The organism is Enterobacter cloacae complex sp. 394I7, assembly GCF_057320345.1.
On record NZ_JBXWCR010000008.1, the window covers coordinates 1 to 13,528 of the forward strand.

Genomic DNA, 13,528 nt, shown 5'->3' on the forward strand with positions numbered 1-13,528 from the left:
GGCGGCTTTAGCGCGGTGGTCCCACCTGACCCCATGCCGAACTCAGAAGTGAAACGCCGTAGCGCCGATGGTAGTGTGGGGTCTCCCCATGTGAGAGTAGGGAACTGCCAGACATCAAACAAGTGAAGAGGCCATCCGAAAGGATGGCCTTTTTGCGTTATGTTTCCCGGAAAAAGTCAGACCCGGTAAGCGAAGCGCCACCGGGCTAAGACACGTTTAATGGATCACTTGTGACAGGAAAGCCCGCGTACGTTCAGATTTAGGATGTGCGAAGAACTCATCCGGCGGTGCCTGCTCAACGATTTCCCCACGATCCATAAAGATCACCCGATCGGCCACGGTTCTGGCAAACCCCATTTCGTGCGTCACACACAGCATGGTCATCCCGGACTGCGCCAGTCCAATCATGGTATCCAGTACCTCTTTCACCATTTCCGGATCCAGGGCGGATGTCGGTTCATCAAACAGCATAATTTTCGGTTTCATACAGAGCGAACGGGCGATAGCCACGCGCTGCTGCTGACCGCCTGATATCTGGCCGGGAAATTTATTGGCGTGCTCTGCGATACGTACCCGTTCCAGGTAGTGCATCGCCAGTGCTTCAGCTTCCTTTTTAGGCATCTTTCGTACCCAAATTGGCGCAAGCGTACAGTTCTGCAGAACGGTGAGATGGGGAAACAGGTTAAAGTGCTGAAACACCATTCCCACTTCCTGGCGCACCCGTTCGATGTTACGAATATCTTCATTCAGCTCGATGCCATCAACAACAATGCGCCCCTGCTGATGTTCTTCAAGGTGGTTAATACAGCGAATGGTCGTGGATTTCCCGGACCCGGAAGGGCCACAAAGAACGATCCGTTCTCCCTGCTTAACCTTGAGGTTAATGTCTTTCAAAACATGAAACTGCCCGTACCATTTATTCACGTTTTCCAGCGTTATCATCGCGTCGGCAGGTGTCATAGTAATCTGGCTCATAATTTCCTCAGTGCGGTGTACGCCCGGTGTTAAAGCGCTTTTCCAGATGCTGGCTATAGCGCGACATGCTAAAACAAAAGATCCAGTAGATCAGAGCAGCAAAGACATATCCCTCGGTGGACATACCCAGCCAGGCAGGGTCAACGGTCGCCTGTTGCACGCTGCTAAAGAGATCGAACAGCCCGATGATGATCACCAGGCTGGTATCTTTGAAGAGGGCAATGATGGTATTGACCAGGCCCGGGATAACCAGCTTGAGTGCTTGTGGCAATATCACCAGTCCCTGCGTTTTCCAGTAGCCAAGCGCCAGTGATTCCGCCGCTTCGTACTGACCTTTAGGCAGAGCCTGCAGGCCCCCACGCACCACTTCCGCAACGTAAGCGGACTGGAAAAGGATGACCCCGACCAGGGCACGGATCAGTTTGTCTATCGTTGTCCCTTCTGCCATAAACAGCGGCAACATGACCGAAGACATAAACAGAACGGTGATAAGCGGTACGCCACGCCAGAATTCAATGAAAATAACGGAAAGCACACGTACGACAGGCATTTTTGAGCGCCGCCCAAGCGCGAGCAAAATACCCCATGGCAGTGCGCCGGCTATCCCAACGGACGCGATAATCAGCGTCAGCGTTAACCCACCCCACTGACGTGTTTCAACACGTTCCAGCCCCAGGAAGCCGCCATACAACAGCACCCAAACAATAATGGGATACACCACTGCCCAACAGGCAATATAACGGCCCCGATGAGGCAGTTTTTTCCAGAACATTACGGCGATGGAGAGCAGCCCGATGGCCAGTGCCAGATTAATCCGCCAGCGCTGTTCATGCGGATACAATCCATACATGAACTGGCCAAAACGCTCATGGATAAACACCCAGCAGGCCCCTGCTTTTGTGCAGTCTGCGCGAGTGGATCCCGACCAGTTAGCCTGTAAAAAAGCCCAGTTCAGCAGCGGTGGAATTAATTCCCACATAAGCCACAAACATACAATTGTCAGCAGGCTGTTACTCCAGCTGGAGAACAGATTCTTACGCGCCCAGAGAATAAAACGTCCGCCTGTCGAACCGGCAGGGCGCGAGGAGTGCGACAGTATCGCTTTTGTCATCATAGATCCTTAGCGCTCGACCAGTGCTATACGACGGTTATAGAGGTTCATCAGCAACGAAATCACCAGGCTGATGATCAGATAGACAGACATTGTGATGGCGATAGTTTCAATGGCTTGTCCGGTCTGGTTAAGCACGGTTCCGGCAAACAGCGACACCATATCGGGGTAACCAATGGCGGCCGCCAGCGATGAGTTTTTGACAATATTGAGGTATTGACTGGTCAGCGGCGGAATGATGACCCGTAACGCTTGCGGAATAATGACCTGACGAAGCGTCACCGTATGGGGTAATCCCAGCGAGCGCGCCGCCTCGTGTTGCCCGTAAGGAACGGCCTGGATCCCCGCACGAATAATCTCGGCGATAAATGCAGAGGTATAAATCGAAAGCGCCAGTGTCAGTGCTGCCAGCTCAGGAATTAAAACCATTCCGCCCTGGAAGTTAAAGCCACGCAGCTGCGGAATATCCCAGTGAAGGGCGGCCCCAAACAGCCAGTGTGCCAGAAGTGGCAGGCCAATGATAAGGATTGCGGCGGTTGGCCAGGTTTTACGAAGCTGCCCGGTTTTGAACTGATGCGTGCGGTTATAGCGGAACATGGCGGCTGAGAGAGCAAGCGCTATTACAAGGGCGGCAATGAAGGCATACAACCCTTCACCCGGCTGCGGAGAAGGAATATACAACCCGCGATTACTCAGGAAAAACAGATCAAGAGCATCAACAGCCTGACGTGGCCCCGGCAGGTTGCGCAGCACGGCAAAATACCAGAAAAAGATCTGCAGCAGCGGCGGGATATTACGGAACGTCTCAATATAAAAAGTAGACAGTTTGCGCAGCAGCCAGTTTTCGGACAAACGTGCCAGACCAATAAAGAAGCCCAGTATGGAGGCAAAAACAATACAAAGTGCAGAGACCAGCAGCGTATTCAGTAAACCGACCACGAACACGCGTCCATACGTGTCGCCTTCCTGATAATCAATAAGGTGTTGAACAATGCCAAACCCCGCGCTGCGATCCAGAAAAGCAAAGCCGGAGGTAATACCGCGATTATTCAGGTTGGTTATAGTGTTATGGATGAGATACACGGCGATAAGAACAACCGCAATAATCGCAATAACCTGGAATAGCCAGGCGCGGACCGCGGGATGAGAAAAGGATAGCGATCCTTTTACGGCTGAGCGGCGATGGGACATAAAGAAACCTCGGTAACCATGACTCTGGGGCGGGCACTGCCTTAACAGTGCCCGTTACAGCAATGACTTAACGTACTGGTGGCGCGTACTGAATACCGCCGTTGTTCCAGAGATTGTTCTGGCCGCGTTTGATCTTCAGAGGGCTTTCCGATCCCACGTTGCGCTCAAAGATCTCAGCGTAGTTACCCACCTGTTTGATGATGTTGTAAGCCCACTTGTTATCCAGCTTCAGATCCTTCCCGAAATCGCCCTCTGTTCCCAGCAGATGCGCCATATCCGGCGTGGACGGTTTAGCGGCTTTCTCGTCGACGTTTTTCGAGTTGATGCCCATCTCTTCGGCATTCAGCATGGCAAACAGGGTCCAGCGAACAATGGAGAACCAGTCTTCATCGCCACGACGCACAACCGGTCCAAGAGGCTCCTTGGAGATCACTTCGGGCAGGACAATCCACTCCGCCGGGTTGCTCAGCTTAATACGCAAGGCGTACAGCTGTGACTGGTCAGAAGCCAGCGTGTCGCAACGACCGGATTCCAGCGCTTTGGCCGATTCATCGGAGCGATCGAATGTCACAGGGGTATATTTCATGTTATTTGCTTTGAAATAATCCGCGACGTTCAGCTCGGTATCGGTACCGGCCTGGATACAAACGGTCGCGCCATCCAGCTCTTTGGCGCTTTTCAGGCCCGCTTTATTGTGGGTCAGGAAACCGATACCGTCATAATAGGTCACGCCAGTAAATGCCATTCCCATGCCTGCATCACGTGAGGAGGTCCAGGTGGTATTACGGGAAAGCATGTCAACTTCGCCAGACTGTAATGCAGTAAAACGTTCTTTCGCCGTCAGCGGGGTATATTTTACTTTACTGTCGTCACCGAAAACGGCGGCGGCAACACCACGGCAGACATCAACATCAATACCGGTAAATTTGCCGTTTGCATCGGCATAAGAGAAGCCAGGTAAACCGTCACTGATCCCACATTGAACAAACCCTTTCTTTTTAACGGCATCCAGTGTCGTACCCGCATGGGCCTGACCGGCTACAGCAAACAACATGCCCGCGGCGGCCAGGCTGGCTATCATCGTCTTTTTCATAATGCATCCTGTGTGGCGAAATTTATCGTTATAGAGGCGTTTTAAACGCTTTACCTGTCTGTGGCTTTGGCCAACGTTTATAAAGCAAACGTAATGCCAGGTTTTGCGCTCAACAAAATAGGTGACCAGTGAGCGCATAATGCTGAGTGTAGACAGGGTTAAATAAAGAGAGCGCCCCGAAACGGTGCGAAATTACAACCTGTGCCACAAATCGGAGCAAAACTTTCATGGGCTATGCCTTAAAAAGAAGAGATAGTTTCTGGGGTGAATATTGGCAGGGTATTAAATGTAATTAGTATGTGAAAATCATCACGATAGAATATGTAATTTAACGCTGTGCATTAAAAATATGTGACTGTCCGCAGGATGAAATAAACAGGCTGGGTAAAGACGGGGCTATTTTTTTACTTATCTGAAAACGCTGCACTCTTTAAAAGCAAAAGCGCGGACAGAGCCGCGCTTTCTACACACATGATACGTTCTGATGTTACTTCGTCAGAGCAACGATACCCAGCGTCAAACCTGCCACTGCGGCAGCACCACCGGCGATAGCACCTGCTGTTTCCCAGTTGTCCTGAGTGGTGCCTTTCATACAGGTATTGGTATGAACCAGTCGGCCTTGATCGTCGTATACCGGTACACATGGAGAGTCGTGCGCGCATCCAGCAAGCAGCGCAGCGAGTAGTGCAACGGAAATGAATCTTTTCATGATGTTACCTCAGTATTATTTCTCATTCGCTATACAGCCAGGAGGGCTATTAACGAACTGGAGACTATTTTACCACCGGGATAAGGCAACGTTGCACGGGGAATAATCTCAAATTATGTTGTTTGTAAAAATCGTGGAGAAAAGTCGCTGTCAGGATGAATTAATGGAGAAAATATGAAGACGTAACGCGGCGTTTTTACTTAATGCAAATGGTTAACTATTAATGCTGTGATTATGACATATCTAATTCATTGTTTATGCTAAAAATAAAAAAGGCACCTGAGGTGCCTTTTTTGAGAAACATTACTCTTTATGTTTCGTAAACCGGCGCCGGACAACCACAAAGAAGACGGGCACGAAGAAAATTGCCAGAAGCGTTGCGGAAAGCATCCCTCCCATAACGCCTGTCCCGACAGCATTTTGCGCGCCGCTCCCGGCTCCTCTGCTGATGACCAGCGGCATCACGCCAAGGATAAAGGCCAGCGACGTCATCAGGATCGGTCGAAGACGCATTCTGGATGCTTCCAGTGTGGCTTCAATGATCCCTTTACCTTCTTTATCCATCACATCCTTAGCAAACTCGACGATCAGGATGGCGTTTTTCGCCGACAGACCAATCGTTGTCAGCAGGCCGACCTGGAAATAGACATCATTGTTTAACCCGCGAATCGATGCGGCGAGAAGCGCGCCCGTGACACCCAGCGGCACAACCAGCATGACCGAGAAGGGAATAGACCAGCTTTCATAAAGCGCAGCCAGGCACAGGAACACTACAATCAATGAAATGGCGTACAGGGCAGGTGCCTGGTTACCAGAAAGTCGTTCCTGATAAGACATTCCCGTCCAGTCATGGCCGATACCGGAAGGCAGTTTTGCGGCGAGGTTCTCCATCAAGGCCATCGCCTCACCGGTACTTTTACCCGGCGCGGACTCACCGAGGATCTCCATCGAAGGCATTCCGTTGTAGCGCTCCAGGCGAGGCGAGCCATACACCCAGTGCGAGCTGCTAAAGGAGGAGAACGGCACCATTTCACCATTCGCGCTGCGCACGTAGAGGTTGTTGATGTCCCCTGGCAACATACGGAAGTGAGCGTCGGCCTGGACGTACACTTTTTTCACGCGTCCATGATCGATAAAGTCGTTCACATAGGTTCCCCCCAATGCCGTCGAGATCGTCTGGTTGACGTCAGAGAGGCTGACGCCCAGCGCCTGTGCCTTCTCCTGATCGACATCCAGTTTGAACTGTGGGGTATCTTCCAGACCGTTAGGACGAACGCGAACCAGCAGATCGGGGTGCGCTCTCACCATGCCGAGCAGTTGATTACGCGCCTGGGTCAGTTGGGTATGCCCCAGGTTAGCTTGATCAATCAACTCAAAGTCAAAGCCCGTTGCGGTACCCAGCTCGATAATCGCAGGCAGGTTAAACGGGAACACGAGGCCATCTTTAATCTGACTGAAGGTCTTTGTCGCACGCCTTACAATCGCCTCAACGCTATTTTCTGCTCCGGGACGCGCTTCCCAGGGCTTTAGGCTAACGAACGCAATACCGGAGTTCTGACCCTGACCACTAAAGCTAAAGCCGTTCACGGTAAACACCGATTCAACGTTAGCCTTCTCGTTGTTGAGATAATAGTTTTGAACCTGGTCAAGCACCTGCTGGGTTCGCATCTGGGTGGCACCGGCGGGGAGCTGGACCATGGTCATAAATACCCCCTGATCCTCTTCGGGCAGGAAGGAGGTGGGTAAGCGCAGGAACAGTACGGCCATGCCACCGACGATGATGACGTATACCACCAGATAGCGCCCGGTCTTACGCAAAATGCCGCTTACGCTATTGCTGTAATGCTTCACGCTCCGGTCAAAGAGCGCATTAAACCAGCCGAAGAAGCCACCTTTCTTTTCGTGGCTATCGCTGGAGACGGGCTTAAGCAAGGTGGCGCACAGTGCCGGTGTCAGAATCAGAGCGACCAGCACTGACAGCGCCATAGCCGAGACAATGGTCAGCGAGAACTGACGATAGATGGCTCCCGTTGAACCGCCAAAAAAGGCCATGGGGATAAAGACCGCTGAGAGCACCATGGCGATACCCACCAGTGCGCCCTGTATCTGCCCCATCGACTTCTGCGTCGCCTCTTTTGGCGGCAGCTTGTCCTCAACCATGACGCGTTCGACGTTCTCAACCACCACGATGGCGTCATCAACCAGCAGGCCAATCGCCAGCACCATACCGAACATGGTCAGGGTGTTGATGGAGAAACCGAACGCCGCCAGGATCGCAAACGTACCCAACAGCACGACCGGCACCGCAATTGTCGGGATAAGCGTCGCCCGCAGGTTTTGCAGGAAAAGATACATCACCAGGAAGACGAGAATGATCGCTTCGAACAGGGTTTTCACCACTTCGTGGATAGAGATCTTCACAAAAGGCGTGGTGTCGTAGGGGTAGACTACCTTCAGCCCCTGCGGGAAGAACTGCTGGAGCTGGGCCAGTTTGCTCTTGATGGCGGCGGCCGTGTCCAGTGCGTTTGCACCGGTAGCCAGCTTAATCCCCAGGCCGGTTGCCGCTTGCCCGTTGATTTTGGTGACCATATTGTAGTTTTCGCCCCCCAGCTCAATGCGGGCCACATCTTTCAGATGAACCATGGAGCCGTCCTGGTTCACCTTGAGCGTCACGCGGCCAAACTCTTCCGGAGATTTCAGACGCGTTTGTGCAATGATCGAGGCGTTCAACTGCTGCCCCGGTACTGACGGCGTTCCGCCTAACTGGCCGGCCGCTATCTGGTCGTTCTGCGTTTTCAGCTGATTAATCACATCCAGTGGCGTCAGCTGGTATTTGTTCATCGCGTTGCTGTCGAGCCAGATGCGCATCGCATACTGGGCACCAAACAGCTGCACATCACCAACTCCCGTGGTGCGGCTAATGGCATCTTTCACGTTAGACGCGACATAGTCAGAGATGTCATCCTGCGTGAGGTCTTTGTTATCGGAAACAAAGCCTGCGACCAGCAGGAAGCTGCTGCTGGACTTCTCAACACCGATCCCTTGCTGCTGGACCTCTTGGGGTAGCAGCGGCATGGCGAGCTGCAGTTTGTTCTGCACCTGTACCTGCGCAATGTCCGGGTCTGTTCCAGACTGGAAGGTCAACGTGATGGTGACATTACCTGCGGAATCGCTGGTGGATGACATATACATCAGGTTATCGATACCGTTCATGTTCTGTTCGATAACCTGCGTTACGGTATCCTGCACCGTTTGCGCATCAGCACCCGGATACGTTGCGGTGATAGCCACGGCGGGAGGGGCAATGGTCGGATACTGCGCGATGGGCAGTTTGAGAATAGCCAGCCCGCCTGCAATCATCAAAATGATGGCAAGCACCCAGGCGAAAACCGGCCGTTGGATAAAGAAATTAGCCATGTCGTCGTCCCTTAACCGGCTGGAGTCGTGGTGGTATCAGGCGTCGCGACGACGGTAGCGCCCGGTCTGACTTTTTGTAAGCCGCTGACAATGACGCGGTCGCCATTTTTCAGCCCTTCCGTCACCAGCCAGCGATCGCCAATCGCCTGAGGGGCAACGACGGTACGTGACTCAACCTGGTTTTTATCGTTAACCACCAGAACGGATGCATCACCGCGCGGCGTGCGGGTCACGCCTTGTTGTGGGACCAGAATCGCATCAGGCTGTGTACCTTCATCAATGCGGGCCCGGACAAACATGCCAGGCAACAGCAGGTGCTGTGGGTTTGGGAAAATCGCGCGCAAGGTGATAGAGCCGGTACTTTCGTCGACCGTGACATCCGAGAACTGCAGCGTACCTTTCAACGGGTAGGGCTGACCATTCTCCATCACCAGCTCAACGGTGCTGGTGGCCTCTCCTTTTTGCAGGCTCGTCTGCTTCAGACGCATAAAATCACTGCTGGACTGGGTGACGTCGACATACATCGGATCAAGCTGCTGAACCGTTGCCAGGGCTGCGGCTTGCCCGTTGGTCACCAGCGCGCCTTCGGTGACGCTGGATTTACCGATGCGACCCTCGACGGGAGACGTCACTTTGGTATAGGCAAGATTAATGCGCGCGCTTTCAACGCCTGCCTGTGCGGCAACGACGCTGGCATCTGCTTGCTGCGCTGTCGCCACGGCCTGGTCGTATTCCTGCTTGCTGACATACTGCGTGCCAACCAGCGTGAGATAACGTTTTACCGTCAGGTGCGCAATGTTAGCCGCCGCCTGGGCCTTCGCGAGTTCACCTTTCGCGTTGTCATACGCGGCCTGATAGGTGGCAGGATCGATCTGATAAAGTGACTCGCCGGCTTTTACATCACTTCCCTCTGTGAAGTTACGACGCAAGATGATGCCGCTCACCTGAGGACGAACCTCCGCAACGCGAAAGGCATCTGTTCTGCCCGGGAGTTCGGTGGTGACAGCCAGAGGGGCGCTTTTCACTATATGCACGCTGACCTGAGGCGCCTGCGGATGTGGTGGTTGGTTTTCCTGACCATCGCATCCAGCGAGCAGTACCGCGCAGACAATAAAACCGGATAAGGGCAAACGTCTGAAATAATTCGTCATTACTGTTCCTTTAAATACCCATGAACCGATAATTGCCGTGAATCGGTAGCAGGGCAGAGGGATAAAAATAAAATGTAGGGCGTATAATAATGAGGGTAATTAATGTTTTTTAATTTATAAGTGCGAATGAACAGGCCTTAAGGCAAAAATCAGAATCAAACCTGGTGTTAGCGGGGATATACTTCTGGCTGGTTAATCAGATAAATGGCATTTACCGTGGTTCAAGTATTTATCTCATGAATTTAATTGTATCCATGCATTTGTCTAAATTATTAATTAAGCGATTTGACTTTTTTTGTGCAAAATTAAAACGCAAAGTAGTGAATACTTTCGTGTACCTGATCCGTGTAAATATAAACCTTGTGAGTAACGAGTAGTCGTCTATGGCGCGTAAAAAGAAAGAAGAGGCTCAACAAACCCGTCAGCAGCTGATTGAAGCAGCTATCGGGCAGTTTGCGACGCGGGGCGTGGCGAACACGACGCTGACGGATATCGCGGATGCAGCAAATGTTACACGGGGTGCCATCTACTGGCATTTTACCAGTAAATCAGAAATATTTAATGCCATCTGGGAACAGCAATTACCGTTTCGTGACATCATTCGTGACAGACTTTCTCTTTCTGCGGGCAGCGATCCCTTGTTAATGCTTCGTGAGCAATTTATTGCTGCGTTGCAATATATTGCACATGAGCCTCGGCAATGTGCTCTTTTGCAAATTTTGTATCATAAGTGTGAATTTAATAGCGATATGATTTCAGAGTGTGAAATCAGAAAACGTATTGGTTTTAATTATGAGTCTTTACGTGCCACGTTGCAGGACTGTATTTCGCGGAACCTCATTTCGTCACAGGTAAATGTTGATCTGATCCTGATTGTTTTCCACGGTTTTTTCAGCGGGATCATTAAAAACTGGTTAATGAATAACAGCAGTTTTAATCTTTACCAGCAGGCTCCTGCGCTGGTCGATAGTATTCTGGCGACACTCCCTGTCGTGCGGGTGTCGCCTCATGAGGATGATTTTAGCTCAGCGCCAGGTAACATTTCCCCTTGCGCGCAGAGCGTTTCGATGGTCTGTGCACTGACCGGTTTGCCCAACAGATAGCCCTGAAGCGTGTTGCAGCCCAGCGCCGTCAAAAAGGTTTGCTGTGCTTCGGTTTCCACCCCTTCCGCCACGACTTTCAGATTTAGCGTTTTTGCCAGGGCCACAATCGCTGAGACAATGGTGGCGTCTTCGCTTTCACCGCTTAACTCTTTCACGAACGCTCTGTCGATTTTCAATTCACAGGCCGGCAGACGCTTGAGATAAAGCAGGCTGGAATAGCCGGTACCAAAATCATCAATGGACGCTTTCACGCCCGCATCCGTCAGCTCTGTCAGCACGCGCACACTCTCATCCGGGTTGCTCATCGCCGTGGTTTCCGTCACTTCAAGGATCAGCATCTCCGGCGGTACGTTGTGACGCGTCAGGCAGTCGAGCACCGTTTTAACCAGTGAAGGTTGCTCAAACTGCAGTGTCGACAGGTTCACCGCCATCGACCAGTTTTGATGCCCCTGAAGGTGCCACTCCCGCAACTGACGGCAGGCCTCATTAAGCACCCAGTTACCAATCGGGATGATCAGCCCCGTTTTTTCCGCCAGCGGCAGGAACAGGTCTGGCGTCAGTAATCCCTGTTTCGGGTGTTGCCAGCGCAATAGCGCCTCGAACCCAAGGACAGGACCCGCCGGTGCGTGGAATTTTGGCTGATAAAGCAGGCGCAGTTCATTACGATCGATAGCCAGCCACAGATCGTTCATCAACTGGAGATGGGTCTGCGCCAGGGTGTTCATGGAGGGCTGGAAAAAGTGATAACCGTTTCGGCCCATGTGCTTCGTGTGGTACATCGCCGCATCGGCGTTAAACATCAGCTCGCGCTCGGTTTTACCGTCGTGGGGATAGAGCGCGATACCAATGCTAAGGGTTACCACCAGTTCATAGGGATCCAGATTGAATGGGCTATCGATAGCGCGAACCAGCGAGTTGGCCAGCGAGGCCGCATCATCCGGACCTTCTCCTTCAGCCAGCAGAACAAACTCATCACCACCGATACGGGCAAGGGTGAACTGACCCTTCAGGGGCGTGAGCAGGCGCTGCGTCACGGCGACAAGCAGTCTGTCACCGACATCATGGCCGTACGCATCGTTGATGGTTTTAAACCCGTCGAGATCCATGAACATCAGTGCAAAATGGGTGCCTTCACGGTCAGCTTTGCTGATGGCCTGATCGAGTCGGTCCTCCAGCAAAACACGGTTCGGCAGACGCGTCAGCGTATCCTGCAAAGCCAGTTGAGCGAGTTCGCGGTTCGCTTCTGCAAGGGATGAGGCCAGAAGGGAGGTTCGTGCCTGAAGGCGGGCATCCAGCATCGAGACCAGCAGCGTGATCCCCAGTATGGCGAGTGCGACGACGCTGACCAGTACTGCCAGCCAGCTGCCGTTAATACCTTCATGATGTGTCATGGTCGACATTGGGAACTGAGCGGCTTTCATCCCGGCATAGTGCATACCGGCAATGGCGATCCCCATCGTAACGGCGGCGGCAAGACGCATCAGCGACACCTGAGACGCTTCATGCCGCAAGCGGAACGTCAGCCATAATGCGGCGAGTGAAGCCGCAAGCGCAATGACAACCGAAATGGCCACCCATTTTTTGTCCCAGATAATACCGGGAGAGACTTCCAGCGCCGCCATGCCGGTGTAATGCATCGCCACAATGCCGCAGCCCATCACTAACGCACCGGGCAGCAGACGGCGCAAACGTAACTGCTCACAGCTAACAAGCCACAGCGCAAACAGTGACGAGCCCACGGCGATAACCATGGATAGCACCGTCAGGGTTGCGTTGTAGCGCATGCTCATGGAGAGGTCCATCGCCAGCATGCCGATAAAATGCATGGCCCACACGCCAATCCCCATGGCAATACCGCCGCCGGCCAGCCAGACGCGCGCAGCCACGCCCTGACTCCCGGCAACACGAGCAGCCATATTCAGCGCGGTATAGGCAGCAAGGATAGCAACAACAAAGGAGAGGACTACGAGGATATGGTTGTATTGGCTAACCAGCATGATCGGTTCTACTCGAGTGTGAGGTTACGCAGGCGCGGTTGAGAAGGGCGAGACATTATCATCGTAAGGTAACGGCTCAAAGGGATTTAAATCCCCGTTTTTAGTGGGTCTTAACAGTGAGTTTAGCGACGTCAGGCGGTTAGTCGAGTTCTGAGCAGTTCACTAATTTTAGCGGATTTACGGAATTCATATTGCGACACTTATCGGCTTCAGTGCTCATCAGTTCAATCCACTGCATCAGGAGCGCGTCGAAGAGGAAAACCGAGACAGCAAATACAACCAGCCACCAGTATTTACGAATCATGCGTATCGTTCCGGGCGAAGAGGTTCAGTGAGGTGGTGGAAATATACACGAAAAGTCGCGGTTTAAAAGGGGGATAAACGAAGGTTTACACAGCCTTGACGGTGACAGGCGCGGGCAATAAAAAAGGCGCATCCCCATGCCAGGTAGCGCCTTTTTAAACAAGCATTTCGCTAACCGAAATTAGTTCATGCCGTATTTTTTCAGTTTCTTACGCAGTGTACCACGGTTGATACCCATCATCAGGGCAGCGCGGGTTTGGTTACCGCGGGTGTATTGCATCACCATGTCCAACAGTGGCTGTTCAACTTCAGCCAGTACCAGCTCATACAGGTCATTAACATCCTGACCGTTCAGTTGAGCAAAATAGTTCTTCAGTGCCTGTTTAACCGAGTCACGCAGGGGCTTTTGAGTTACCTGATCCTGAGAGTTAACGGTAGAAACGGTCAGTACGTCAGAATTTACGCGTTGTTCGAACAT

General features: G+C 52.3%; 11 protein-coding genes and 1 rRNA gene. 2 read left to right on the top strand and 10 right to left on the bottom strand.

Features of this window, described 5'->3' with window-relative positions:
- Positions 1-113 (top strand): 5S ribosomal RNA (rrf, locus tag AC2FAP_RS20235); the annotation flags it as partial.
- Between the two features lie 103 nt (positions 114-216).
- Here the strand turns inward: rrf and AC2FAP_RS20240 are convergent.
- The 7 genes from AC2FAP_RS20240 to AC2FAP_RS20270 all read right to left on the bottom strand — a co-directional run bounded on the left by AC2FAP_RS20240 (position 217) and on the right by AC2FAP_RS20270 (position 9,647).
- A complete protein-coding gene (locus tag AC2FAP_RS20240) occupies positions 217-975 on the bottom strand; it encodes an amino acid ABC transporter ATP-binding protein (protein ID WP_014171880.1) in 759 nt (252 codons plus the stop codon).
- A 7-nt stretch (positions 976-982) separates the two neighbouring features.
- Positions 983-2,086, bottom strand: a complete 1,104-nt coding sequence (locus tag AC2FAP_RS20245) for an amino acid ABC transporter permease (protein WP_025202894.1) — start codon at positions 2,084-2,086, stop codon at positions 983-985.
- Between the two features lie 9 nt (positions 2,087-2,095).
- On the bottom strand, positions 2,096-3,277 hold the full coding sequence (locus AC2FAP_RS20250) for an amino acid ABC transporter permease (protein ID WP_025202895.1): 1,182 nt from the start codon (positions 3,275-3,277) through the stop codon (positions 2,096-2,098).
- A 67-nt stretch (positions 3,278-3,344) separates the two neighbouring features.
- Complete coding sequence (locus tag AC2FAP_RS20255; protein ID WP_014171877.1) at positions 3,345-4,370, bottom strand: amino acid ABC transporter substrate-binding protein; 1,026 nt, start codon at positions 4,368-4,370, stop codon at positions 3,345-3,347.
- Positions 4,371-4,857: 487 nt separating this feature from the next.
- Positions 4,858-5,079, bottom strand: a complete 222-nt coding sequence (locus AC2FAP_RS20260) for a lipoprotein (protein WP_008502867.1) — start codon at positions 5,077-5,079, stop codon at positions 4,858-4,860.
- 303 nt (positions 5,080-5,382) lie between these two features.
- The gene (locus AC2FAP_RS20265) at positions 5,383-8,496 is read right to left on the bottom strand and encodes an efflux RND transporter permease subunit (protein ID WP_449541800.1); all 3,114 of its coding nucleotides are present in this window, start codon (positions 8,494-8,496) and stop codon (positions 5,383-5,385) included.
- 11 nt (positions 8,497-8,507) lie between these two features.
- On the bottom strand, positions 8,508-9,647 hold the full coding sequence (locus AC2FAP_RS20270) for an efflux RND transporter periplasmic adaptor subunit (RefSeq protein ID WP_047355525.1): 1,140 nt from the start codon (positions 9,645-9,647) through the stop codon (positions 8,508-8,510).
- A 383-nt stretch (positions 9,648-10,030) separates the two neighbouring features.
- Between AC2FAP_RS20270 and envR the strand changes: the two genes are divergently transcribed.
- Complete coding sequence (gene envR / locus AC2FAP_RS20275; RefSeq protein WP_449541799.1) at positions 10,031-10,750, top strand: acrEF/envCD operon transcriptional regulator; 720 nt, start codon at positions 10,031-10,033, stop codon at positions 10,748-10,750.
- Here the strand turns inward: envR and AC2FAP_RS20280 are convergent.
- The 3 genes from AC2FAP_RS20280 to fis all read right to left on the bottom strand — a co-directional run bounded on the left by AC2FAP_RS20280 (position 10,654) and on the right by fis (position 13,528).
- Positions 10,654-12,747, bottom strand: a complete 2,094-nt coding sequence (locus AC2FAP_RS20280; RefSeq protein ID WP_449541798.1) for a putative bifunctional diguanylate cyclase/phosphodiesterase — start codon at positions 12,745-12,747, stop codon at positions 10,654-10,656. The two genes, envR and AC2FAP_RS20280, sit on opposite strands and share 97 nt — an antisense overlap.
- A 139-nt stretch (positions 12,748-12,886) precedes the next feature.
- A complete protein-coding gene (locus AC2FAP_RS20285) occupies positions 12,887-13,051 on the bottom strand; it encodes a DUF2556 family protein (RefSeq protein WP_020883498.1) in 165 nt (54 codons plus the stop codon).
- 180 nt (positions 13,052-13,231) lie between these two features.
- Complete coding sequence (gene fis, locus AC2FAP_RS20290; protein ID WP_000462905.1) at positions 13,232-13,528, bottom strand: DNA-binding transcriptional regulator Fis; 297 nt, start codon at positions 13,526-13,528, stop codon at positions 13,232-13,234.

Coding starts and splice junctions, on each gene's coding strand:
- fis (WP_000462905.1), bottom strand. CDS start 13,528: ATGTTCGAACAACGCGTAAATTCTGACGTACTGACCGTTTCTACCGTT.
- AC2FAP_RS20280 (WP_449541798.1), bottom strand. CDS start 12,747: ATGCTGGTTAGCCAATACAACCATATCCTCGTAGTCCTCTCCTTTGTT.
- AC2FAP_RS20245 (WP_025202894.1), bottom strand. CDS start 2,086: ATGACAAAAGCGATACTGTCGCACTCCTCGCGCCCTGCCGGTTCGACA.
- AC2FAP_RS20285 (WP_020883498.1), bottom strand. CDS start 13,051: ATGATTCGTAAATACTGGTGGCTGGTTGTATTTGCTGTCTCGGTTTTC.
- AC2FAP_RS20255 (WP_014171877.1), bottom strand. CDS start 4,370: ATGAAAAAGACGATGATAGCCAGCCTGGCCGCCGCGGGCATGTTGTTT.
- AC2FAP_RS20250 (WP_025202895.1), bottom strand. CDS start 3,277: ATGTCCCATCGCCGCTCAGCCGTAAAAGGATCGCTATCCTTTTCTCAT.
- AC2FAP_RS20260 (WP_008502867.1), bottom strand. CDS start 5,079: ATGAAAAGATTCATTTCCGTTGCACTACTCGCTGCGCTGCTTGCTGGA.
- envR (WP_449541799.1), top strand. CDS start 10,031: ATGGCGCGTAAAAAGAAAGAAGAGGCTCAACAAACCCGTCAGCAGCTG.
- AC2FAP_RS20265 (WP_449541800.1), bottom strand. CDS start 8,496: ATGGCTAATTTCTTTATCCAACGGCCGGTTTTCGCCTGGGTGCTTGCC.
- AC2FAP_RS20270 (WP_047355525.1), bottom strand. CDS start 9,647: ATGACGAATTATTTCAGACGTTTGCCCTTATCCGGTTTTATTGTCTGC.
- AC2FAP_RS20240 (WP_014171880.1), bottom strand. CDS start 975: ATGAGCCAGATTACTATGACACCTGCCGACGCGATGATAACGCTGGAA.